This is a genomic window from Chryseobacterium sp. 27AL (assembly GCF_057815395.1).
In genome coordinates this window covers 1112332-1134667 of the sequence record NZ_JBYRIW010000001.1, presented here as the reverse complement: position 1 = coordinate 1134667, position 22336 = coordinate 1112332, and the positions used below count along the sequence as shown (strand labels likewise).

18 protein-coding genes, 3 tRNA genes and 1 pseudogene are annotated in these 22336 nt (G+C 38.0%); 15 read left to right on the top strand and 7 right to left on the bottom strand.

Annotated features, from left to right (window positions below):
• Positions 1-180: 180 nt before the first annotated feature.
• A complete protein-coding gene (locus AC3WV0_RS04990; RefSeq protein ID WP_488844496.1) occupies positions 181-1773 on the top strand; it encodes a glycoside hydrolase family 10-like protein in 1593 nt (530 codons plus the stop codon).
• 532 nt (positions 1774-2305) lie between these two features.
• Here AC3WV0_RS04990 and AC3WV0_RS04985 read toward each other — a convergent pair.
• On the bottom strand, positions 2306-2632 hold the full coding sequence (locus AC3WV0_RS04985) for a winged helix-turn-helix transcriptional regulator (protein ID WP_090001014.1): 327 nt from the start codon (positions 2630-2632) through the stop codon (positions 2306-2308).
• Between the two features lie 113 nt (positions 2633-2745).
• Between AC3WV0_RS04985 and AC3WV0_RS04980 the strand changes: the two genes are divergently transcribed.
• The 6 genes and pseudogenes from AC3WV0_RS04980 to AC3WV0_RS04955 all read left to right on the top strand — a co-directional run bounded on the left by AC3WV0_RS04980 (position 2746) and on the right by AC3WV0_RS04955 (position 8893).
• Positions 2746-3519, top strand: a complete 774-nt coding sequence (locus AC3WV0_RS04980; RefSeq protein WP_488844494.1) for an SDR family oxidoreductase — start codon at positions 2746-2748, stop codon at positions 3517-3519.
• 498 nt (positions 3520-4017) lie between these two features.
• The gene (locus tag AC3WV0_RS04975) at positions 4018-4569 is read left to right on the top strand and encodes a ferritin (RefSeq protein WP_090001010.1); all 552 of its coding nucleotides are present in this window, start codon (positions 4018-4020) and stop codon (positions 4567-4569) included.
• Positions 4570-4780: 211 nt separating this feature from the next.
• Complete coding sequence (gene ychF / locus AC3WV0_RS04970) at positions 4781-5872, top strand: redox-regulated ATPase YchF (RefSeq protein ID WP_090001008.1); 1092 nt, start codon at positions 4781-4783, stop codon at positions 5870-5872.
• 86 nt (positions 5873-5958) lie between these two features.
• Positions 5959-7044, top strand: coding sequence for a hypothetical protein (locus AC3WV0_RS04965; RefSeq protein ID WP_488844491.1), 1086 nt, complete (start codon positions 5959-5961; stop codon positions 7042-7044).
• A 47-nt stretch (positions 7045-7091) separates the two neighbouring features.
• A pseudogene (locus AC3WV0_RS04960) lies at positions 7092-8040 on the top strand (helix-turn-helix domain-containing protein).
• 88 nt (positions 8041-8128) lie between these two features.
• Positions 8129-8893 (top strand): SDR family NAD(P)-dependent oxidoreductase, encoded by a 765-nt coding sequence (locus tag AC3WV0_RS04955; RefSeq protein ID WP_488844489.1) that lies wholly within the window; start codon positions 8129-8131, stop codon positions 8891-8893.
• A gap of 1151 nt (positions 8894-10044) precedes the next feature.
• Here the strand turns inward: AC3WV0_RS04955 and AC3WV0_RS04950 are convergent.
• Entirely contained in the window at positions 10045-11193 is a 1149-nt protein-coding gene (locus AC3WV0_RS04950) for a methionine aminotransferase (RefSeq protein ID WP_488844488.1), read from the bottom strand.
• A 442-nt stretch (positions 11194-11635) separates the two neighbouring features.
• Between AC3WV0_RS04950 and AC3WV0_RS04945 the strand changes: the two genes are divergently transcribed.
• From AC3WV0_RS04945 to AC3WV0_RS04930, 4 genes are read left to right on the top strand one after another with little or no spacing between them, the layout of a single operon-like run.
• The gene (locus AC3WV0_RS04945) at positions 11636-13507 is read left to right on the top strand and encodes a DNA topoisomerase IV subunit B (protein WP_090000999.1); all 1872 of its coding nucleotides are present in this window, start codon (positions 11636-11638) and stop codon (positions 13505-13507) included.
• Positions 13508-13561: 54 nt separating this feature from the next.
• Entirely contained in the window at positions 13562-14044 is a 483-nt protein-coding gene (locus AC3WV0_RS04940; protein ID WP_312902671.1) for a hypothetical protein, read from the top strand.
• 3 nt (positions 14045-14047) lie between these two features.
• Complete coding sequence (locus tag AC3WV0_RS04935) at positions 14048-16633, top strand: DNA gyrase/topoisomerase IV subunit A (protein ID WP_488844486.1); 2586 nt, start codon at positions 14048-14050, stop codon at positions 16631-16633.
• A 12-nt stretch (positions 16634-16645) separates the two neighbouring features.
• Positions 16646-17299: a rhomboid family intramembrane serine protease gene (locus AC3WV0_RS04930; protein WP_488844484.1), complete on the top strand. Its 654-nt coding sequence runs from the start codon at positions 16646-16648 to the stop codon at positions 17297-17299.
• 54 nt (positions 17300-17353) lie between these two features.
• On the opposite strand, the gene AC3WV0_RS04925 is transcribed toward AC3WV0_RS04930, so the two are convergent.
• The 4 genes from AC3WV0_RS04925 to AC3WV0_RS04910 all read right to left on the bottom strand — a co-directional run bounded on the left by AC3WV0_RS04925 (position 17354) and on the right by AC3WV0_RS04910 (position 21107).
• Entirely contained in the window at positions 17354-18604 is a 1251-nt protein-coding gene (locus AC3WV0_RS04925) for a hypothetical protein (protein WP_488844482.1), read from the bottom strand.
• Between the two features lie 130 nt (positions 18605-18734).
• The gene (locus AC3WV0_RS04920) at positions 18735-19667 is read right to left on the bottom strand and encodes a N5-glutamine methyltransferase family protein (RefSeq protein ID WP_488844480.1); all 933 of its coding nucleotides are present in this window, start codon (positions 19665-19667) and stop codon (positions 18735-18737) included.
• Entirely contained in the window at positions 19668-20426 is a 759-nt protein-coding gene (gene yaaA, locus AC3WV0_RS04915; protein ID WP_488844478.1) for a peroxide stress protein YaaA, read from the bottom strand. It abuts the gene before it with no gap.
• A 69-nt stretch (positions 20427-20495) separates the two neighbouring features.
• On the bottom strand, positions 20496-21107 hold the full coding sequence (locus tag AC3WV0_RS04910) for an L-threonylcarbamoyladenylate synthase (RefSeq protein WP_488844476.1): 612 nt from the start codon (positions 21105-21107) through the stop codon (positions 20496-20498).
• Positions 21108-21207: 100 nt separating this feature from the next.
• Between AC3WV0_RS04910 and AC3WV0_RS04905 the strand changes: the two genes are divergently transcribed.
• The 4 genes from AC3WV0_RS04905 (at position 21208) to AC3WV0_RS04890 (ending at position 22054) form a co-directional block, all read left to right on the top strand.
• Positions 21208-21280, top strand: a tRNA-Met gene (locus tag AC3WV0_RS04905).
• 39 nt (positions 21281-21319) lie between these two features.
• Positions 21320-21392: transfer RNA gene (locus AC3WV0_RS04900), tRNA-Met, on the top strand.
• 35 nt (positions 21393-21427) lie between these two features.
• Positions 21428-21500 (top strand) — tRNA-Met (locus tag AC3WV0_RS04895).
• A gap of 143 nt (positions 21501-21643) precedes the next feature.
• Positions 21644-22054, top strand: a complete 411-nt coding sequence (locus AC3WV0_RS04890; RefSeq protein WP_488844474.1) for a hypothetical protein — start codon at positions 21644-21646, stop codon at positions 22052-22054.
• 33 nt (positions 22055-22087) lie between these two features.
• Here AC3WV0_RS04890 and AC3WV0_RS04885 read toward each other — a convergent pair whose 3' ends face one another.
• Positions 22088-22294 (bottom strand): hypervirulence associated TUDOR domain-containing protein, encoded by a 207-nt coding sequence (locus tag AC3WV0_RS04885; protein ID WP_090000991.1) that lies wholly within the window; start codon positions 22292-22294, stop codon positions 22088-22090.
• Positions 22295-22336 lie beyond the last annotated feature (42 nt).

Below are 22336 nucleotides of genomic sequence, written 5' to 3'. Positions count from 1 at the left end.
GAATAAAACTTAATTTCTTTTAGAAATCCTTCGCGGTCTTCGCTAAGTAGAACGCCTTAGCAAACTTAAAAACAGCTAGTAGTTAAAAAATCTTAGCGACCTTAGCATTAAAAACAATAATTATTTCATTTTATTATTGTAATTTAAATCAACAAAATAAATTAATGTAGTTTTGCAGATATGAGAATAAATTACTTAAAACTAATCATATTATCAGGATTTTTTACATCACTGGTGTCCTGTTCGACCCAGAATAACGCAGTAAAAGCTTCCACCCCAACAAAAAACACTTCAAATACCAAAAATACTCCGCCTGCCGGTCCGAAACCGGAAGTCGCAATTCCTCCCGATGAGACATTCAGAACGGTACTTCCTGAAATAAAAAGAGAATTTCGCGGAGCCTGGATTGCCAGTGTCGCCAACATCAACTGGCCTTCGAGAAACAACCTATCCGTCGACCAGCAGAAAGCAGAAGCGATTAGCATGCTCGATATGTTGAAAGACAATAATTTCAATGCCGTGATCTTCCAGGTGCGGCCTTCTGCCGATGCTTTGTATACGAGCAATATTGAACCGTGGTCGTATTTCCTTACAGGTCAGACCGGATTGGCCCCCTATCCCAATTATGATCCTCTGCAGTTCTGGATCGATGAAGCCCATAAAAGAGGACTGGAGCTTCACGTATGGCTGAATCCGTACCGTGCCCATCATTCTAATGGAGGTTCGCCGAACAGCCTGTCGATGGTCAATAAGCTGTCGGATATTATAGTGAGATTAAAGAACGGAATGTACTGGTTTGATCCCGCTAATCCCAAAACACAGGGACACGTCTCCAATGTGGTAAAAGATATTGTTACACGCTATGATATTGATGCGGTACATTTTGATGACTATTTCTATCCGTATGCCACCTATAACCGGGGTGCTGATTTCCCTGACAATGCTTCATGGAATGAATACCTGAGAAACGGAGGAACACTTTCCAGAGCCGACTGGAGAAGGGATAATGTGAATAAATTTGTGGAAAGAATCTACAAAGAAATTCATGCCGAGAAAAGCTATGTACGGTTCGGGATCAGTCCGTTCGGGATCTGGAAGCCGGGCTATCCGGAAGGCATTGTCGGCTCTTCCCAATATGATGAGCTGTACGCTGATGCCAAATTATGGTTGAACAAAGGCTGGGTTGACTATTTCTCCCCACAGCTGTACTGGCCCGTAGAATCCAAGGGGCAGCCTTTTGAAGCCCTTTTAAGATGGTGGAAGTCGGAAAATACCTTAAACCGTCATTTGTGGCCGGGATTGAATACGGTGGAAATAAAATCTTCGGACCGCCCTGCAGAGATCAGAAACCAGATCGATATTTCAAGGCAGGTGCTGGGTAATAACGCAGGGGAAATCCACTGGAGTATTGCCGGACTGACCAGGAATGCAGGCATGCTTCCGGGGTTAAAGAACGGGCCCTATAAAGAAAAAGCTTTGGTGCCAAAATCACCTTGGTTAAAGGCTGTTCCTCTGCAGACTCCGACTTTGTTCATAAATGATAACGGAAGCTTTGCACAGGTAAGCTGGAGTACGAAAAACATAAAGGAAGTTTTCCAGTGGGTACTTTTTACGCAGTACAACGGTATCTGGGAAACAGAAATCCTGACACTGGATCAGCTTTCAAAGGAAATTCCGAAATCTAAAAACGGAAAGGTTCTGAACGCAGTTGCCATCAAATCCATCGACCGGTTAGGAAATGAAAGTGATTATATGGCAAAAAAAGTAAAGTAATCAATACAGGCCTCATCAATCAAAATAATTTCATTTTTGTTATTGACTGCATCTACCCTTAATTTCTAAGGAACGAAGAATCTCTTGAAAATCAATTTTAGGAGATTCTTCGTTTCATTCAGAATGACAGAGCTACAACACAATCATCTGCGATCATCCGTAAAATCTACGGGACATGAAAGAGATTCTTCATTTCACTGCATTTCATTCAGAATGACAGAGCTAGAACACAATCATCTGCGGCCATCTGATAAATCTGCGTAAGGAAAAGGGATTCTTCATTTCATTGCATTCCATTCAGAATGACAGAGCTAGAACACAATCATCTGCGGCCATCTGAGAAATTTGTGGAAAAAAGAGATTCTTCGTTTCATTCATAATGACAAACTAGAATATGAACATCTGCGATCATCCGTAAAATCTGCGTGAGGAAAAGAGATTCTTCATTTCATTGCATTTCATTCAGAATGACAACACTGCAACACTGTCATCGGAGAAATTTGTGCGAGAAAAAGGATTATTTTCTAAATCATCAGATCACATATTCAACGCCCCATTTATGCAGTTCGTTAATAATAGGTTCTAGTTTTTCACCTTTTACAGTCAGTGTATACTCAACAGTTGGCGGAACGGTTGCAAAAACTTCTCTCACAACAATACCATTAGCTTCCATATTCTTCAGTTCCTTCACCAGCATTCGCGTGCTGATATTGGGAATAAGACGTTCTAATTCACTGAAACGCTTTTTCCCCGTAAACAAAGCATAGATGATGGACATCGACCATTTTCCTCCGATAACCCCTAAAATTTCCTGCAGTGCACATTTTTCTGCAACAGGCTGTACATTTTTTTTGTTCATAACGTATTGATTTACTTCAATCCTTTACTTCGTGTTATTACTATACATTGGTGTAACTACTTGCAAAAGTAAAGTATTGTGGTTTTCTTTGCAATAGATTTAAAAGAAAAATTATGAACAATTCATTAAAAGGACAGGTTGCCCTGGTAACGGGCGGAACAAAAGGCATCGGTAAAGCGATCGCCGATACATTAAGCAATGCAGGAGCACAGGTAATCATTACGGCCCGAACTGCTCCGGCTGAAAATACAGATGGACAGCATTTTATTTCTTCAGATTTTTTCCAGCCTGAGAGTGCGGAAGTGATTGCCAAAGAAATTTTGGAGAAATATGGAAGAATCGATATTATCGTTAACAATGCAGGTGCTAACTTAAGTCCGGGCGGTGGATTCAGCACTCTTTCTGATGAAGACTGGAATAATGACTGGCAGCTCAATTTTATGTCGGTTGTTCGTATTAACAAGGCCTTATTGCCAACAATGATCGAACAAAAAAGCGGAGTGGTGATCAATATTTCTACAGGAGCTGCAAAACTGCCAATCTGGGAGATGACGATGTCCTATTCTTCTGCAAAAGCAGCATTGAATGCTTACAGCAAAGCACTCGCGAATGAAGTCGCTAAGCATGGGATATGCGTGAATGTAGTTTCACCCGGGTTGGTGGAAACCCCTCTTATGTTGGAATTCATTGAAAATATGGCGAAGTCATCCTCTGTTACAGCAGAAGAAGCTTATAAATCCGTTATGGAAAAACTGAACGTTCCGCTGGGAAGAATGGCAGAACCTGAAGAAGTTGCAAGTCTTGTCGGATTCCTCGCATCTCCTGAAGCCAAATACATTACAGGAGTTAATTACTCAGTTGACGGCGGTGCTTTACCTACGATCTAAATAGTAGACTTTCACTCCCAGTAGCTTAACGGTAACAAATTCCCCTCCTTTGGAGGGGTGGATCCGACCATCGGGAGGAGACGGGGTGGTTTATAAAAGTAATTTTTGCTGCGCAAATCAATGGTCAGTTGTAAATAATTAGAGTCAAAGATTATAATTGTGTTTATTGGGTGAGTGAAAGACTGTCAGCCTAGCCCCGATTGAAGCATTTGTTTGAGCTCATTTTATTAGTTTGGGCTGCGGCGGCGAAGCCGCCGCAGCCCAAACTAATAAAATAGCGAGTGCGGAAAGCGGGAAACAGCTTCTAAAAAATTGAAAAACATTTCTGATTAAAACTGCCGTTTAAAAGGATAGAAGTTTAGAATAACTATAAATTATATTTATAAATTAAAGTATTTCAGATTGTTATAAATACCACAAGTTTAATAATAGCTGATCGAATCTTCTCGGAACCATTTTTGCATCCTGTTCATACATAATCACTAAAAAATATGAATTATGAATACTAACAGACTTTCCGAGGCTATGGAAAAAGCGCTTAGTGATCAGATGAACAAAGAGATCCACGCTGCACATGTTTTCTTATCTTACGGAATTTGGGCGGATGATAAAGGATATCAGGGGATCGCCAACTTTTTGTACAGACATGCCCAGGAAGAAAGAAATCATTCAATCAAATTTATGGAATACGTGCTGAACAGAGGTGGTAAACCGAAAGTAGAAGCCATACAGGCGCCACCGGCTGATCCGGAATCTTTAACCGCTTGTTTCGAAGGTGTTTTCAAACATGAAGTTGACAATACGACCTCGATTTACAGACTGGTAGACCTGGCATTGCAGGAAAAAGACTGGGCAACCTGGAATTTCATGCAGTGGTTCGTTCAGGAACAGATCGAAGAAGAAACCCTTGCGATGAACCTGATGGACAAACTGAAGATTGCCGGTGGCGACAGAGCAACTGACGAGTCGTTATTTACTTTAGATAAAACATTGGAAAAGGCACCGAATGATGTTCCTCTCGCACAGGAAGCAACGGGTGATAATCCATAAAAAAGCCTTTTGGTGAATTAAATTACTAAAAATCTGTCAGACAACTGGCAGATTTTTTTATTATGAAACTCTGTGTAAAATCACTATCTTTGCACACTCATAATTCAAAGATGGTGGTTTCGGGTTTAAGTTCATTATTTAAGTATAATATTATCTTACACGCTAAACGCCAAACCTTGAATTTTAAACATTAAACTTTGAATCTTACGTTATGAAATGTGGAATCGTAGGCTTACCGAATGTAGGTAAATCAACTCTTTTTAACTGCCTGAGCAACGCAAAAGCACAGTCGGCCAACTATCCTTTCTGTACCATCGAACCCAATCTGGGAACCGTGTCGGTACCGGACCACAGATTGTTTGAACTGGAAAAAATAGTAAAACCGGAAAGAGTTTTGCCGGCGGTTGTAGAGATTGTAGACATTGCCGGTCTTGTGAAAGGCGCAAGCAAGGGAGAAGGTCTTGGAAACCAGTTCCTGGCCAACATCCGCGAGTGTGAGGCGATCATTCATGTTTTAAGATGTTTTGATAACGGAAACATCGTACACGTTGAAGGTTCTGTAGATCCATTGAGAGATAAAGAAATTATCGATATCGAGCTTCAGCTGAAAGACCTTGAAACCGTAGGAAAAGCTGTCGAAAAAGCGAAAAAGTTCATCAAATCCGGGAAAAAGGAAGATATCCTGACATATGAAACGCTTCAGAGTCTTCAGAAATTCCTGGAAGACGGAAAGAATGCCAGAGAGTTTGCAACCGATGATTTTACAAAATCTATTATAGGAGAAGTTCAGCTCTTGACGAATAAGCCGGTTCTTTATGTTTGCAATGTTGATGAAAACTCCATTAAAAACGGAAACGAGTGGATCGGTAAGATCGAGGAAATGGCTAAAAATGAAGGGGCTGAAGTTGTAGTATTGGCCGCTCAGATCGAAGCGGATATCAATGAACTGGAAACCTATGAGGAAAGAGAAATTTTCCTTGAGGAATTGGGACTTACTGAACCGGGTGTAAACCGTCTGATCAGAAAAGCATATGATTTGTTGAAGCTTCAAACATACTTTACAGCAGGAGTGAAAGAAGTAAGAGCTTGGACGATCGGACAGGGCTGGACTGCCCCTCAGGCTGCCGGAGTTATTCACACCGACTTTGAGAAAGGTTTCATCCGTGCAGAAGTGATCAAGTACGATGATTATGTTAATTACGGTTCCGAAGCGAAAGTAAAAGAAGCCGGAAAGCTTTCCGTAGAAGGCAAGGAATATGTTGTAAAAGATGGCGACATCATGCACTTCAGATTCAACGTATAAGAAAATATTAAAGTTAGTTATAATAGAAAAACGCTTCCGATTCATTTTGGGAGCGTTTTTTGCATTCTTGTCGGAAACTTTTAATTATGAAAATCATTTATTCTCTTATATTGGTATTGCTTTTCTCCTGTTCGGAAACTGTTGAAGACAGATGTTTTTCTGGCTTGAAAGATAAATTGACTTATTATCAGGAGAAAAAGCCTTTTACTGCAGGTCAGATCCTGGAAAATAAGCCGGATTATCTTGAAATTATAAATCTTGAGAAATACCGGTCTTTTAAACAGGACAGTCTGGAGTCGAGGCAGCGTTATGATTCCGATGAAATCCTGGAGAAAAGATGGAAAACACATCAGGAGGAATATAAGATTTTTAAAGAGAAATTTTCAGATCAATTTTCCTGTTCTCATAAACAGCAGGTTGGAAACAGTCTGTATGCGTTGGGAACTAACGACCTTGGTTTTTGGTTGCTTAAAATTGAGAATGATAAACCTTCTGCATATTTCTTAGGCCTGAGCTTTAGTCATTATTATGTTAATGATATTCAGCAAAAGCCAATTATCAATGGTAATTTTCTTGAATTGGAGGGTAGTTTCGTGAAGATCATAAAAGTTCCCGGATTACCCGGCTATGACGATTATTCAGCAATAAGTGATGGTAAATTGTTTAAGATCAGTCTGAAAGATCTGACACAAGATTCTGATCATGATGGCTACAATGATATCTTTGAAAAGAGTTTCGGACTTAATCCTGAAAGTAAGGATACCGATGGTGACGGGATCACCGATTTTGATGATCTTAATCCCATGTTCAGATCATCGAAGAATGAATTTACCGAGCTTTATGAATTATTGATGCCTCAATATGCAGAGGGAGAAAGTGATCTAAAGAAGCAACATTATACGTTCATGATTTTTGAAAATGATTGCGATTACTTTCATCAGGTTAGTCCGGATTACAGGATTCTTTTTATTCCGGAAAGTGATAATAAGAAAACGTATTATGTGAAAATGACAGACGTTACAAGAGAAAATATTTCTAAAATGAAAAAAGATAAGAAAGATCCGGATAAATTTTATATCTCAAAATCAGGCAGCAGTTATGAGCGTGATTATTCCGCCGAATACAAAAACGGGAAATGGGAGTTGGAAATGATCGGAGGAATTGATATTTAATTTTAACACACAATATTTCGTACATTTGAATTATACAAATTTTAGGTATGGAAAAAACAGCACATACTTCCTATGCATCACTGGATGATTTTTACCGTGAAATGACTTCCAAGCTCGGAACAGATCTTGAAAACATATTTCCCAAAGGCCTGCACAAAGAAATCGGGCATTTCAATGTATTTGATATTGCACAGACCTTAGAAAAAATAAAACTGACTTCGGAGATGCCGTACAACAGGCGGAAATATTATAAAATAAGCCTGATCAGAGGAAGGAACAGGGCGGAATATGCAGACAAGGTCATACAGATTAAAAAGAATGCTTTGCTGTTTGCTACCCCCAAAGTGCCGTATCATTGGATTCCCGAAGACAATAACCAGTCAGGAAGTTTTTGTGTATTTACCGAAGATTTTTTTATTAAAGATAAATCATACAACACGCTTGAAGACCTGCCGATCTTCCAGCCGGGGAATATTCCTTTATTTGAAATTGATGATGATCTCGCAGACGAAATTCGAGCAGCTGTACCGGAAGATCAAAACAGAAATTGATTCCGATTATATTTTTAAATATGATCTTATCCGAAATTACGTGTTAGAGCTTATTCATTACGGGCAGAAGCTGCAGCCTGCCTCAAAATTATCAACCTCAAATGATGCTTCGTTACGCGTGGTTTCCCTGTTTATTGAATTGCTGGAAAGGCAGTTTCCTATTGAGTCTTCCGATCAGCGACTCCAGCTGAAAACAGCAAAGGACTATGCCGACCGGCTGGCAGTTCATGTGAATTATTTAAACAAAAAATTAAAGGAAAGCACCGGTAAGACTACTACTGAAATTATTGCCGAAAGAATTGTTCAGGAGGCAAAAATACTGCTCAAACAAACAAAATGGAATGTCTCTGAAATATCTTATGCCTTAGGATTTGAAGAAATCGCCCATTTTTCCAACTTTTTTAAGAAAAAGACAACATTGGCACCACTGGAATTCCGGTCGTGATTTGAATTTTGCAAATTTCAGTTTGATTAAAGCTAACACGGATGTCCTGAAATGAGTGAACTTTGTTTTATCAAAAAAATAATAAAAAATGGAAGCAAGAACAAAAATTGCAGTAGTTACCGGCGGAAGCCGTGGTTTGGGAAGAAATTCAGCAATTAAAATTGCCGAGAAGGGTCTTGATGTGATCATTACCTACAACAGCAATAAAGAAGAGGCTGATAAAGTAGTGAGTGAAATTCAGGCATTGGGCAGAAAATCGATCGCTTATCAGCTCAACACAAAAGATACGGGAAGTTTTGATGCTTTCGTGAAAACCGTAGGTGATCATCTTGAGGAAAATATAGGAAGCAGAAACATTGATTATTTAGTGAATAATGCAGGAACAGCCCTGTATGCACCGATTCCTGATATTACGGAAGAGCAGCTTGACGATGTGGTGGATATTCATTTTAAGGGTGTATTTTTCCTTACTCAGAAGTTTTTACCCTTCATCAATGACAATGGCGGAATTATCAACGTTTCTTCAGGGCTTGCGAGATTTGCGCTGCCGGGATCTTCTGTATACGGCTCGATCAAAGCAGGGGTAGAAATGCTTACAAGATATATGGCCAAAGAGCTGGGGCCAAGAAAGATCAAAGCGAATGTTGTGGCTCCGGGTGCAATTGAAACAGACTTCGGAGGCGGAAGAACCAGAGATGATAAAAATATCAATGCGATGGTTGCAGGCAATACAGCGTTAGGGAGAGCCGGACTTCCGGATGATGTCGGTGGAGTAGTCGCTTTCCTTTGTACCGAAGATGCCGGCTGGATCAACGGACAAAGAATTGAAGCTTCCGGCGGAATGTTTTTATAATAAATAATTTAAAAACCGGTGATTGAGACTCTCGAAATCACCGGTTTAAATTGATAATTAGTGCTGTCAAATTACCAATTTAGAAAAGGAAGCTCTGAAGCTCCACCATCACCTGTGAAAATCCGTGCAACGCGTGGAAACTTAACCGCAAAAGCGGCAAAAGCTTTTTAAACACATGAGTCACATTGGATTAAAGGATAAAGCTTTGCGTATATTTTAGAACACATAAGTTTTAAAAATCTTTGATTTTTTATTTTATAATGAAGAAATTGTAAGAAATTAAATGTTCAATGTTTGACAGGTTTTAAGTGAGCCTTAGTGACCTTTTATAAGTGAAACGGCTTTGTGAACCTTTCAACAGAATGCAGTGACATTTCTCCGTGAGCTCTGCGTTCAAATCCATGCAGCCCATTGAAATTTTAACCACAAAAGTGGCAAAAGCTTTTTAAACACATGAGCCACATTGGATTAAAGGATAAAGCTTTGCGTATATTTTAGAACACATAAGCTTTAAAAATCTTTGATTTTTTCTCTGATGTGCTCTACAATATTTTCAAGATATGAAAATTCTTCTGTGACTTATGTGTAAATACATTTATCCGTAAAAATCCGTGAAACGCTTAGAAATCTTAACCACAAAAGTGGCAAAAGCTTTTTAAACACATGAGCCACATTAGATTAAAGAATAAAGCTTTGCGTATATTTTAGAACACATAAGTTTTTAAAAATCTTTGATTTTTTATTTTATCATGAAGAAATTATAAGAAATTAAATGTTCAATATTTGACAGGTTTTAAGTGAGCCTTAGTGATCTTTTATAAGTGAAACGGCTTTGTGAACCTTTCAACAGAATGCAGTGACATTTCTCCGTGAGCTCTGCGTTCAAATCCATGCAGCCCATTGAAATTTTAACCACAAAAGTGGCAAAAGCTTTTTAAGCACATAAGTCACATTAGAATAAAGCTTTGCGTATATTTTAGAACACATAAGTTTTTAAAAATCTTTGATTTTTTCTCTAATGTGCTCTGAAATGTTTTCCAAGAAATCAAAAATCTCTTTTGTGGCTCATGTGTAAAATATAATTCCCCTGTAAAAGCCGATATACTTCATCTTCCGGTGGCTGAGCGGAGCCGAAGCCACCGGAATTTATTTTATAACTTCGATAAATTCTCAATCGCCCTTTCCAGCGTTTCCTGCTTTTTGGCAAAACACAGACGGATTACCTTTTCGTCCCGCTTATTTTTATAAAAAGATGAAAACGGAACACTCGCTACTTTATGGGAAATCGTAAGCTCACGGGCAAAATCAAGATCATTTTTATCAGAGATCTTATCATATCGTAAAGCCTGGAAATACGTTCCTTCACAATCCAGCAATTCAAAAGACGTATTCGACAGTCCCTGTCGTAAAAAATCCCTTTTTTCCTGAAAAAACTGATTGAGGTAATTGTAATGGTCATGGTTTTTCATGTATTCAGCCAATGCAAGCTGAATGGGTGTATTAACAGAAAAAACATTGAACTGGTGGATCTTTCTGAATTCATTAGTCAGATTTTCGGGAGCAGCACAATATCCAATCTTCCAGCCTGTCACATGAAATAGCTTTCCGAATGATGCGATCATAATACTTCTTTCTTTTAATTCAGGATATTTACTGACGCTTAAATGCTCTCTTCCGTCAAAAACGATATTTTCATACACTTCATCGCTTAAAATAAGTATGGATGTTTCTTTGACTATTTTAATAAGTTCCTGAATGTCATTTTCTTTTAAAACCTTCCCGGCAGGATTATTCGGATTGTTGATGATGATCATCCTTGTTTTATCAGTAACCAGATTCTTTACGGTATTCCAGTCGATTTCATAATCCGGTGCTTTCATTTCAAAGCGTTTTACAATTCCCCCGAAAAGCTCAACGGTAGGCTCGTAACAATCGTAGGCCGGTTCAAAAATAATCACTTCATCATCTTTTTTTACAAAGCTGGCAATCGCGGTAAAAATAGCCTGGGTACCGCCCGCTGTCACCGTGATCTCCCGATCCGGATGATATACTGCCTGATGGGCATTTTCGATTTTTTTGGCGATTTCTTCTTTTAGGCCGATCATTCCGCCCATTGGCGCATACTGGTTAAATCCTTTTTTGATAAAATGATCAACATAGTTTAACAGCTCAGGATCCGGCATAAAATCCGGAAATCCCTGTGACAGATTGATGGCTTCATTTTCATTGGCCAGCTGCGTCATCTGGCTGAATATGGTGGTTCCTACATTGGAAAGCTTTGACAGTGGAAGTTGTATCATTCAAGATCTTTTTTAAAGTACCGAATTTAATTCAAAATTTTTAATGCAGTTGTATTGGATTTAAATAATTCAGGCATATACTTAATGCTTGTTTTTAGAATTAAATGTAAATGCTTGCATGAATTTCTTTTTTAACTTTAAGTAGTTAGAGATTGTCTTAAAAGTTTCATTTTTAATATAAGCTGAATGTTGGCGTGCGAAGTTCAGAATCTTAATAGTTTGATTGTAGAAATTCTTCGTTCTTTCAGAATGACAGAAGGATATTTAACTTTTTTATTCTGCTATAACTTTTTTACTTCTTACTTCTTACTTTTTACCTGAGTTTACTTGTCTTTAGTTCTGAAAACCGTGGATTTTCAACAAAATATTCGTGAAAAATAATGTAAAACCTTGGGATATTTTTTATCATTTTCGTATTTTTGTATGTTTGCTGAAATAACATATGTCACAAGAAATAAATCCAATCTATTCCGAAGATAATATCAGAACCCTCGATTGGCAGGAACACATCCGTTTGCGCCCCGGGATGTACATCGGGAAGCTGGGAGACGGTTCTTCTGCCGATGATGGGATATACATTTTACTGAAAGAAATCCTGGACAACTCCATCGATGAGTTCAGGATGAAGGCCGGTAAAAGAATTGAAATAAAACTAGACGACGGTAAGGTTACCATCCGTGATTTCGGACGGGGTATTCCGCTCGGAAAAGTGGTGGACGCTGTTTCTAAAATGAATACCGGAGGTAAGTACGACAGCAAAGCTTTCAAAAAATCCGTTGGTCTGAATGGGGTAGGTACAAAAGCGGTAAATGCACTTTCCGAATATTTCCGCGTCCGCTCATTCCGGGACGGGAGGCTAAAAATGGCTGAGTTCTCCAAAGGAATGATCACCGAAAATTATGATGAAAAAGATACTTCAGACCGGAACGGAACCGAGATCTCTTTTATTCCGGACGGCGATATTTTCCTGAATTTTAAATTCAGGAAAGAATACATCGAAAGAATGCTCCGGAACTATGCATACCTTAATCCCGGGCTTAAAATATTTTTCAACGGCGAAACTTTTTATTCCGAAAACGGATTAAAAGACTTGCTTGAAGAAGAGCTGGAGAATGAAACCCTGTATCCAATCGTTCACTTGAAGGATAATGATATTGAGGTGGCCATCACCCATACCGATAAATCCCAGACGGAGACGTATTTTTCTTTTGTTAACGGACAGAATACCACGCAGGGAGGAACACACCTTAACGCCTTCCGTGAGGCGTATGTGAAAACGATTCGTGAATTCTTCAATAAAAATTTTGATGCATCAGACGTTAGAAAATCTATTGTTGCAGCCATTTCCATTAACGTGGAAGAACCGGTTTTCGAGTCCCAGACCAAAACAAAGCTAGGATCCAATGATATCGGGCCAAACGGACCAACGGTGAGAACTTTTGTGATCGATTTCCTGAAGAGTAAACTCGATAACTTTTTACATAAAAATCCTGAAGTAGCAGAGGCTATTCAAAGAAAAATTTTAATTTCCGAAAGAGAAAGAAAAGAGCTTTCCGGAATTCAGAAGCTGGCCAGAGAACGGGCTAAAAAAGTTTCCCTTCACAATAAAAAGCTTCGGGATTGCAGGCAGCACTACAACGATCAGAAAAATGAAAGAAAGGGCGAAACCCAGATCTTTATCACGGAGGGAGATTCTGCATCAGGATCTATTACCAAATCAAGGGATGTAGAGACACAGGCTGTATTTTCGTTAAAAGGTAAACCTTTGAACTGCTACGGCCTAACGAAAAAGGTCGTGTATGAAAATGAAGAATTCAACTTGTTGCAGGCTGCACTGAATATTGAAGAAAGCCTGGAAGATCTCAGGTATAATCAGGTGATTATCGCCACCGATGCCGATGTCGACGGAATGCACATCCGCCTGCTGATGATCACATTCTTTTTACAGTTTTTCCCTGATCTTATTAAAAACGGGCACTTGTATATTCTTCAGACCCCTTTGTTCAGGGTAAGAAATAAGAAAGAAACCAGATACTGCTATTCTGAAGCGGAACGGGTAAAAGCTTTGAATGAACTTGGAAAAAACCCTGAGATCACACGATTCAAAGGATTAGGAGAGATCTCCCCGGATGAATTCAAGCATTTTATCGGTAAAGATATCCGCCTGGAACCGGTGGTTGTCGGGAAAGACCAGACAATCGATCAGTTGCTGGAATTTTACATGGGTAAAAATACGCCCGACCGACAGGTCTTTATCCTTGAAAATCTTGTCGTGGAAGATCCTGATATTGACAAGAAGGAAGTTTTGGCATAAAAAGCATGATGAAAAAAAAATAATTAAGATTTAAAAAAAACACAAACGACAGATATGAGATTAAGTAACCGTAACAAAACTTCGGTATACAGCTTTATCAATACGTTGCTGCTTATGTTCCTGGCAGCGGGTATCGGAGCTTATTTTTTAGAGGAATACAGATTTAATATTTTAGGAAAAAAGAGCTTTCTGCTTATCGCAATACCAATTCTAACCATATTTTTGTTTTACCTCAACGGAAGACAGATTTTTGAGTATGATAGCGATGGTGAGGCCCTGCATTTCAGAAACAGAAATGTTATCCCCTTTTTGCAGAAACCGTTGAATGATGAATTCCCAAAATACAAGCTGCTGAAATTTGAGATTATTAATATGTTTTTTATGAAAAGACTTTACATTACGATCTCCAGTAAAAATAATGGCAGTACTTTATTGAAATATGAAATTTCATATCTTACCAAAAAAGAGATCACCGATTTAAGATTTTCCTTACATAAGGTGATCAAAATAAATAAAGAGAAAAGAGCTAATATATAAATAATGACAGAAGAACATCCGCATGAAGGTGAGAGCTTAAAAAAAGTTTCCGGTCTGTATAAAGACTGGTTTCTGGATTATGCTTCTTATGTAATTTTAGACCGGGCAATTCCGTCGGTGTATGATGGTTTTAAACCTGTTCAGCGAAGAATCATGCACTCGATGCGTGAGCTGGAAGACGGACGTTACAACAAAGTAGCCAATATCGTAGGAAATACGATGAAATATCACCCTCACGGTGATGCCTCGATTACCGATGCCATGGTGGGAATTGGCCAGAGAGAACTGCTGATCGACACTCAGGGAAACTGGGGGAATATCTATACCGGTGACTCTGCGGCTGCGGCAAGATATATCGAAGCACGGCTGACACCCTTTGCGCTTGAGGTCGTTTTTAATCCTAAAACAACAGAGTGGGCGAAGTCCTACGACGGGAGAAATAATGAACCCATTGATCTTCCTGTAAAGTTTCCGTTACTTCTCGCCCAGGGTGTAGAAGGTATCGGCGTTGGTCTTTCCACAAAAATTCTTCCTCACAATTTTAATGAATTGATCAGTGCTTCCGTAGCATACTTGAAAGGGAAAAAGTTTGAGCTGTTCCCGGATTTTCTTACGGCAGGCTATCTGGATGTCTCTGAATATAATGATGGGCAAAGAGGCGGAAAGGTAAGGGCGAGAGCTAAAATTTCACCGCTGGATAAACATACGCTGATCATTACAGAACTTCCGTATTCCAAGACCACGAGCGATCTTATTGATTCTATTTTAAAAGCCAATGAGAAAGGAAAGATCAAGATTAAAAAAATTGAAGATAATACATCAGATAAAGTTGAGATCTTAATTCATCTTCACAATGATGTCTCTCCGGACAAAACCATCGATGCTTTGTACGCATTTACGGACTGTCAGGTGACGATCTCTCCGAATGCGTGTGTTATTGTCGGAGACAAACCGATGTTCATGAATGTTTCCGATATTTTAAGGATGAATACCGATCACACGGTTTCGTTACTTAAAAAAGAGCTCGAAATCGAACTTCATGAATTACAGGAAAGCTGGCATTTCTCTTCATTGGAAAGAATTTTTATAGAGAACAGAATTTACCACGACATTGAAGAGGTAAAAACCTGGGAAGATGTTTTGAAAACAATTGATAAAGGATTAAAACCTCATACCGGACATCTTTTAAGAGCCGTTACCGAAGAAGATATTTTAAAATTAACGGAGATCAGGATCAAGAGAATTTCAAGATTCGATTTAGATAAATTTAAAGAAAATATTGCCGCTCTTGAAGGTAAGATCGAGCAGGTAAAACATCATTTGGAAAATCTTGTTCAGTATGCCATCGATTATTATCTGAATATTCAGAAAAAATACGGAAAAGACCGCCAGAGAAGAACGGAATTAAGAATTTTCGATACGATTGATGCAACCAAAGTAGCGGTGGCCAATGAAAAATTCTATGCCAACTTTGAAGAAGGTTTCATCGGAACTTCTCTCAAGAAAGATCAGTATTTATTCGATTGCTCGGATATTGACGATATTATTACATTCAGGAAAGACGGAAGCATGAAGGTGGTAAAGGTAGAAGCAAAAACATTTATCGGAAAAGATATTCTGCACGTTGCCATATGGAAGAAAAATGATAAAAGAACGGTTTACAATATGATTTACCGTGAAGGACGGGACGGGGCTTATTATATGAAGCGATTCTCTGTGACAGGTGTTACAAGAAATACGGATTACCCTTTAGCTTCAGATAAAAAAGGTTCGGAAGTACTTTATTTTTCAGCAAATCCTAATGGTGAAGCGGAAACGGTAAGCGTTCTTTTAAAGCCGAATCCAAGGATCAGAAAGAATAAAATGGATGTTGATTTTTCTGAGCTGGGCATTAAAGGACGGGATTCCAAGGGAAATCTGGTAACTAAATATTCAATAAAGAAAGTTGACCTGAAAGAAGAAGGTGTTTCTACTCTTGCGCCGAGAAAAATCTGGTTTGATGACACGGTACGAAGATTAAATGCTGATGGAAGAGGAACGTTGCTGGGAAGCTTTAAAGGAGATGATAAAATATTGACTATCAATACCAACGGTGAGGCTAAGCTCGTTTCATTTGATCTAGGAAACCGTTTTGATGATGAATATCTGGTGCTGGAAAAATGGCGTCCGAATCAGCCGGTAACTTGCATTTATTTTGATGGTGAAAAGGATATTTATTTCATTAAGAGATTCTTATTTGAGAATACTCCGAATCTGCAAACCTTTATGCCTTCGGAACATCCTAAGTCATTCATTGAAAATGTTATTGTTTCAAACGGCGCTACTGCTGAAATTATTTTCGCTAAAGATAAAGGCAAAGAAAGAGATCCGGAAACGGTCAATATCGATGAATTTATTGCTGTAAAAGGAATTAAAGCAATCGGAAATCAGTTTACCAAGTTTAAAGTAAAAACAATCAATATCACCATTCCGGAACCTGAAGAAGAAGAAGAGGATGAAGTATACGAAGATCCGGAACCAACAACAGGTGCAGATGAAGATGGCATGATTGGTGATCTGTTTCAGAGTGAAAACAATTCTGATCATTAAAGTTAGTAAAGTATGAATATTTTAATACTCGTTATAGCAATTACCGCCATTATAAGCTTCATAGCACCGAATGGCAGCAGCAATTTTGAAAAATATAAGTTTAATGTAGGAGCAATCCGCAACAGAAACGAATACATTCGTCTGCTTTCTTCCGGATTTCTGCATGCAGATATTTTCCACTTGGTGTTCAACATGCTGACCCTTTATTTTTTTGGGCCGGTCGTGATCCAGGGTTTCGGTAGTTTTGGATTTATTTTGATTTATTTCGGATCTATCTTACTTGGGAATATATTTTCTCTTTTTGTGTATCAGAGACAGCCGTGGTATTCTGCAATCGGTGCCAGCGGTGGGGTTTCCGGGATTCTATTTGCTTCTATTGCAATGATTCCTCATCTTGAAATTTATATGTTTTTTATTCCGGTAGGCATTCCGGGATTTATATTCGGACTTATTTATTTCAGTTATTCTGTTTATATGATGCTGAACCCGAATCAGCACGATAATATCGGACACGCTGCCCATTTGGGAGGTGCTTTTTTCGGATTGGTATACGCGGTTGCTACTCAGCCGCAAGCTGCCATATCCAATTCTGTTTATCTTGGAATTATGGCATTACCGCTGATTTACCTGGCTTACGAAATATTCGTGAGGAAGAGGATAGGATAAAATTCAATTAAATGATAATTAAAAACCAATGAATTGTTTCATTGGTTTTTTTGCTTATATTGTTTCTACTTTGATATTGTCTGCCAGATATTTAGGAAGTGTTTTTACGGCATTAATAATCTTGGCATTGTTAAATTTTTTCTCTGTTTTACTTTTAGTGTAATAATTACAGTTTATATATAGAAAATAGGCTAAAACTCTGTTGTAATCATCCAGCTTTTCATCTTCTACCATTGAAAGGATTTGTGCAAGAAACAACTTATTATCTTTAGATTCTGAGATGGCCCGTCCTAATCTTCCAATATTGCCATAATAATGGTTCTTCTCTGGATTATCTATTCTGAAGTAAATTCCCAGCAAAAGGTCAGGGACATTTATATCAAGTTCTTCCAGCTCTTTGATATATGTCTTTCGGTCTTTCCAAGCATAGCTTGCATCAGATACCCTTTCAAAACGGTCATTCATAATATCAAGGTGAGACTTTAAAAAGATCTCCCAATGGGCGGTTTCAGCAGATAAAAGCGCCATGTTCACACCCTGAATCCTTGGACTAAAATCATTACTGCATGATCCAACGGCCTCCGATGATCTCATCTCATCTAGAAGTTTTTCTTTTTCATTTTTTGGAAGACTCTGCCAATTTTCAGGAAGGGAAATAGTAGCATTAAATCTTTCGCTTTTAGCATTTTCTTTAAATTTTGTTGTTGAGAGGTCAATGAGACAATCAGAGTAAACAATTTGTTTTGAATATTTCTGATCTAGAGGAATACTTTTAAAATTTTCGGGAAAATAAAATGCTTTAATATATTCTTCCGAATAGGAGGTTTTCGGCTGATAGTCATACACCCATGTTCCTTTTTCAGATTTTTCTACGGAAGCTTTCTTATAATTTTTTTCCAGATAAAAATCATAGTCATCATTTAGGGATAATTCATCATACCTTATAATATCTTTTTTATTATAATCTTTTGTCTTCGTTTTTGTAATAAGAATGTCTTTTCTTACTAAAGCAGCAGGGTATTTTAGGATGAAGTTTTCCAAGGAAATATTGTTGTCCATATCTTTTTTTGCCTGGGCAATATTTCCTGAGTTAAGATTGATAATACATCCTTTTACCTGTTTCTTTGAATAAAAAACTTTTGTAAGATCACAGGTTTTATATTTCAGATGTAAAGAATCAACAATTTTCCCAAGTTTATCCATTGTCTTTTCATTATAAATTAGTCCATTTTTAAAAGTGGTAAATTCCTGGGCTGATGTTAACGAAATCAATAAGATTCCTATAAAGCAAAATGTTTTTTTCATGCAGATACACGGTTTAGTTTTTTCATGTATAACGCAAAGTCTGATAAAATATTTTAATATGAGATTTAATCTAAAAGCTTATTCACCGCCACTTCTACACTGTCAACACAAACCTGCTTTCCTGTATTGCTTACATTTTTCCGAAAATAAACCTGTCATTACCCGATAAATCCTTTATTAATTGAGCTTCAGATAAATCTTTAGAATACAATTCCAAAGTTTCTGGTCCTAATTTCTGATTGATTTCAAGGAACAATAATCCATTGTCTGATAAATGTTTTTGACTATCTGCAGCAATTTTACGATAGAAAATCAGCGCATCTGAAGTGGGAGAGAAGAGTGCCATTGTCGGCTCAAAACCTTTTACTGGCTCTTCAATTTCATCCTGTTCATCAATTCCAATGTAGGGTGGATTGGAAATAATGACATCATACTGTTCTTTTAACTCAAAATTCAGGTAATCACCATGAATAAAATTAATAGGTAACTGATGAAAATCAGCATTCTTTTTCGCTACTTCTAATGCTTTTTCAGAATAATCTATTGAAGAAACTTCAGCATCCGGAAAATGTTTTTTTAAAACAAGAGGAATGATTCCGCTTCCGGTTCCGATGTCCAGGATTTTTAATGTCTTTTTAGTTATTTCAACAGAAATTGCTTCTAAAGATTCTTCATTACGCTTGTGAACTTCGTTCGTAAACCTTCGGTTTATATTCAGAATGACAAAATGCTGTTTTATTTCTTTTATGGCCAATTCCAGCAGTTCTTCCGTTTCCGGTCGGGGGATCAATACGTTTTCATTTACGAAAAAAGTCATTCCGTAAAATTCTGTTTCACCCAGAATATGCTGATAAGGCCTGTTCTTTTTTAATTCAAGGATGATATCAAAAAGTTTTTTTTCATCATCATGCAATAAAGACTGATCAGAAAATCTCCGCTGGTAAAATGAATTAAATCCTACAATTTTTTCAACAAAGACAGCGCTTAAGAAAGCACTTTCAGAGTCGTTGTAAAGCCCGGAAAGTTCTGTTTTAAAATACTTTTTATATTCAGAAATCGTCATTTATCTTGTAAAAACCAGTTTGGTGTCGGTTGATTTATCTTCATCGATTCTGTAGCCTTCATAATTAAAAGCTTTCACATCATTCAGTGTTTTGGCATTGGTTTCGGCGCAGAACCTTACGACTAAACCTCTGGCGTGCTTCGTATAAACCACAATTGTTTTAGGCTTTCCGTCTTTAAGTTCATAAAAATCAAAGTCTATGACAGGGTGATTAAGTTTTTTACGGTCAACAACTTTAAAATATTCGTTACTTGCAAGATTAAGAAGAATTTCATTCTTTTTGAGCTCAGTATTCAGTTGTTCCGTAACCTTTTCTTTCCAGAATTCATAGAGATTTTTATAGTGCTCAAATTCGAACGGACGTCCCATCTCCAGACGATAAAGCATCACTTTATCAGAAGGTTTCAGCAATCCGTACAATCCCGAAAGGATCCTGTGATTTTTCTGCAGATAATCTACTGCGTTTTTGTCAAGCGTTTTTGCATCAAGGCCTCTGTAGACTTCACCTGTAAAAGCAAATAATGCCGGCGCAGATTCCTTTGCTGAAGGTTTTGCTTTCCACTTTTGGTTTCTTTCCCAGTTTTCATCTGCTAATTTGGTTGAAATTTCCATAAGCTCAGAAAGATATTTGGGCGATTTTTCTTTTAAATAAGATTGTATGAGAGCTGCTTCATCAATGAACTTCGGAGCTGTTGTTTTCAGCAGATCCGTGGTATTTTCGGTATTCATTAATTTAGCAGGCGAGGTAAGTATTTTCATAATGTTAAAATACAGATAAGTAAATATCAGTAAATAGTGTATCGAATGTTTAAACTTAGATAAATATTCTTAAATTATCCCTTTTCCCTGACGGATCACTTCCGGTTCGCCTGAAGTAAGATCGACGATGGTGGAAGCGACATTATCTCCATATCCGGAATCAATGACAATGTCCACAAGGTGATCATATTTTTCTGCGATTAATTCAGGATCGGTAGAATATTCAATGATTTCGTCATCATCTTTAATGGAAGTTGATGCAATCGGGTGACCTAGTTTTTCAACAATCAGCTGCGGAATCGGATGATCAGGAACACGGATACCAATTGTTTTATGTCCTTTATAAGCCAGGGGCAAACTTTTATTGGCATCCAGAATGAAGGTAAATGGTCCGGGAAGATGACTTTTAAGGAACCTGAACACAGAAGTATCAATAGGTCTGGTGAAGTCTGACAAATGGCTAAGATCATTACAAATAATGGAGAACTGTGATTTTTCAAGCTTTATTTTTTTAAGCTGTGCGAGCTTTTCCATTGCTTTAACATCAAAAATATTACAGCCTAATGCATACACCGTATCGGAAGGATAAATAATTAATCCGCCATTGTTTAATGTTTTAATAACCTCATTGATAAGATTTTCCTGAGGGTTTTCGGGATATATTTTTAATATTTTTGCCATATTCAAAGATACAAATATTACAATAGTTTTCGTAAAAGTCCTTTATTTAAAAGAAAAATTAGGATTTTCAAAAAAATGTCGTATATTTGCAATCCAATATCGCGGGATGGAGCAGTAGGTAGCTCGTCGGGCTCATAACCCGAAGGTCATCGGTTCGAGTCCGGTTCCCGCTACTAAGTTTAACGTCGGCGGTGACGTTACAAAAAATACATTGCGGGGTGGAGCAGTAGGTAGCTCGTCGGGCTCATAACCCGAAGGTCGCACGTTCGAGTCGTGTCCCCGCTACTAAGAACGCTGTGGTGGCGTTTTAAAAAATACACCGCGGGATGGAGCAGTAGGTAGCTCGTCGGGCTCATAACCCGAAGGTCATCGGTTCGAGTCCGGTTCCCGCTACTACAGAGAGTATTGTCAAAAGGCAATACTCTTTTTTATTGTATATGAATAATAGGTAATGAGAATCTTAGCCTAAACCTCAACCTTACTCAAATGGCTTAATTTGTGCAGATAGACTAATAACACCTTTAAATTACAATATTATGTACAAAAAGATTATCGCAGGTTTGGGCGGCGCCGTGGCACTAAGCCTTCTGCATGAAGTTATCAGAAAGAATTTCGATAATGTTCCCGAAATTAATAAAGTGGGAGAAGAAGCTTTAAACAAAGCACTGGATAAGGTAGATGCGAAAGTTACCAATCATGATCAGCTGTATGCTGCAACATTGGCGGGAGATGTCATTGGAAACGGAATGTATTACGCTGCAACGGCAACTACCGGTTTTAATATGGCATCAGGAATCCTAATGGGGCTTGGAGCTGTCGCACTTCCTGAAAAACTTGGACTCGATGACACGCCGGTTGCTGAGAATAATCAGAAAAAAATAATGACGGTTGCCTATTATCTTTTTGGCGCAATTGTCACCAAATTTATTTATGATAAAATAAAATAACAAATAGATGTAAAGGCTGCAAATTTGCGGCCTTTACATTTTCTTTAAGGCTGATGCTTTATGTACAGCCGATTTTCCTGTTTTTTCGCTCATAACTTCATATTGTGGATTTTCTTCGGAGGCTCTTCTCTGTCTGTTCATAAATACAAAATCTTTCGTATGTACTTTGGTAATAATTCCGTGGGTTTCTCCATTGCTGAATTGCCATTTTACCATATCTCCTTTTTTTAATGTGCTCATCTTTTTATTTTAATTACTGATACTATAATTATTATGCCATAA

Coding starts and splice junctions, on each gene's coding strand:
- AC3WV0_RS04935 (WP_488844486.1), top strand. CDS start 14,048: ATGACAGAAGAACATCCGCATGAAGGTGAGAGCTTAAAAAAAGTTTCC.
- AC3WV0_RS04890 (WP_488844474.1), top strand. CDS start 21,644: ATGTACAAAAAGATTATCGCAGGTTTGGGCGGCGCCGTGGCACTAAGC.
- AC3WV0_RS04885 (WP_090000991.1), bottom strand. CDS start 22,294: ATGAGCACATTAAAAAAAGGAGATATGGTAAAATGGCAATTCAGCAAT.
- AC3WV0_RS04990 (WP_488844496.1), top strand. CDS start 181: ATGAGAATAAATTACTTAAAACTAATCATATTATCAGGATTTTTTACA.
- AC3WV0_RS04920 (WP_488844480.1), bottom strand. CDS start 19,667: ATGACGATTTCTGAATATAAAAAGTATTTTAAAACAGAACTTTCCGGG.
- AC3WV0_RS04910 (WP_488844476.1), bottom strand. CDS start 21,107: ATGGCAAAAATATTAAAAATATATCCCGAAAACCCTCAGGAAAATCTT.
- AC3WV0_RS04940 (WP_312902671.1), top strand. CDS start 13,562: ATGAGATTAAGTAACCGTAACAAAACTTCGGTATACAGCTTTATCAAT.
- AC3WV0_RS04930 (WP_488844484.1), top strand. CDS start 16,646: ATGAATATTTTAATACTCGTTATAGCAATTACCGCCATTATAAGCTTC.
- AC3WV0_RS04975 (WP_090001010.1), top strand. CDS start 4,018: ATGAATACTAACAGACTTTCCGAGGCTATGGAAAAAGCGCTTAGTGAT.
- ychF (WP_090001008.1), top strand. CDS start 4,781: ATGAAATGTGGAATCGTAGGCTTACCGAATGTAGGTAAATCAACTCTT.
- AC3WV0_RS04950 (WP_488844488.1), bottom strand. CDS start 11,193: ATGATACAACTTCCACTGTCAAAGCTTTCCAATGTAGGAACCACCATA.
- AC3WV0_RS04945 (WP_090000999.1), top strand. CDS start 11,636: ATGTCACAAGAAATAAATCCAATCTATTCCGAAGATAATATCAGAACC.
- AC3WV0_RS04965 (WP_488844491.1), top strand. CDS start 5,959: ATGAAAATCATTTATTCTCTTATATTGGTATTGCTTTTCTCCTGTTCG.
- yaaA (WP_488844478.1), bottom strand. CDS start 20,426: ATGAAAATACTTACCTCGCCTGCTAAATTAATGAATACCGAAAATACC.
- AC3WV0_RS04980 (WP_488844494.1), top strand. CDS start 2,746: ATGAACAATTCATTAAAAGGACAGGTTGCCCTGGTAACGGGCGGAACA.
- AC3WV0_RS04985 (WP_090001014.1), bottom strand. CDS start 2,632: ATGAACAAAAAAAATGTACAGCCTGTTGCAGAAAAATGTGCACTGCAG.
- AC3WV0_RS04925 (WP_488844482.1), bottom strand. CDS start 18,604: ATGAAAAAAACATTTTGCTTTATAGGAATCTTATTGATTTCGTTAACA.
- AC3WV0_RS04955 (WP_488844489.1), top strand. CDS start 8,129: ATGGAAGCAAGAACAAAAATTGCAGTAGTTACCGGCGGAAGCCGTGGT.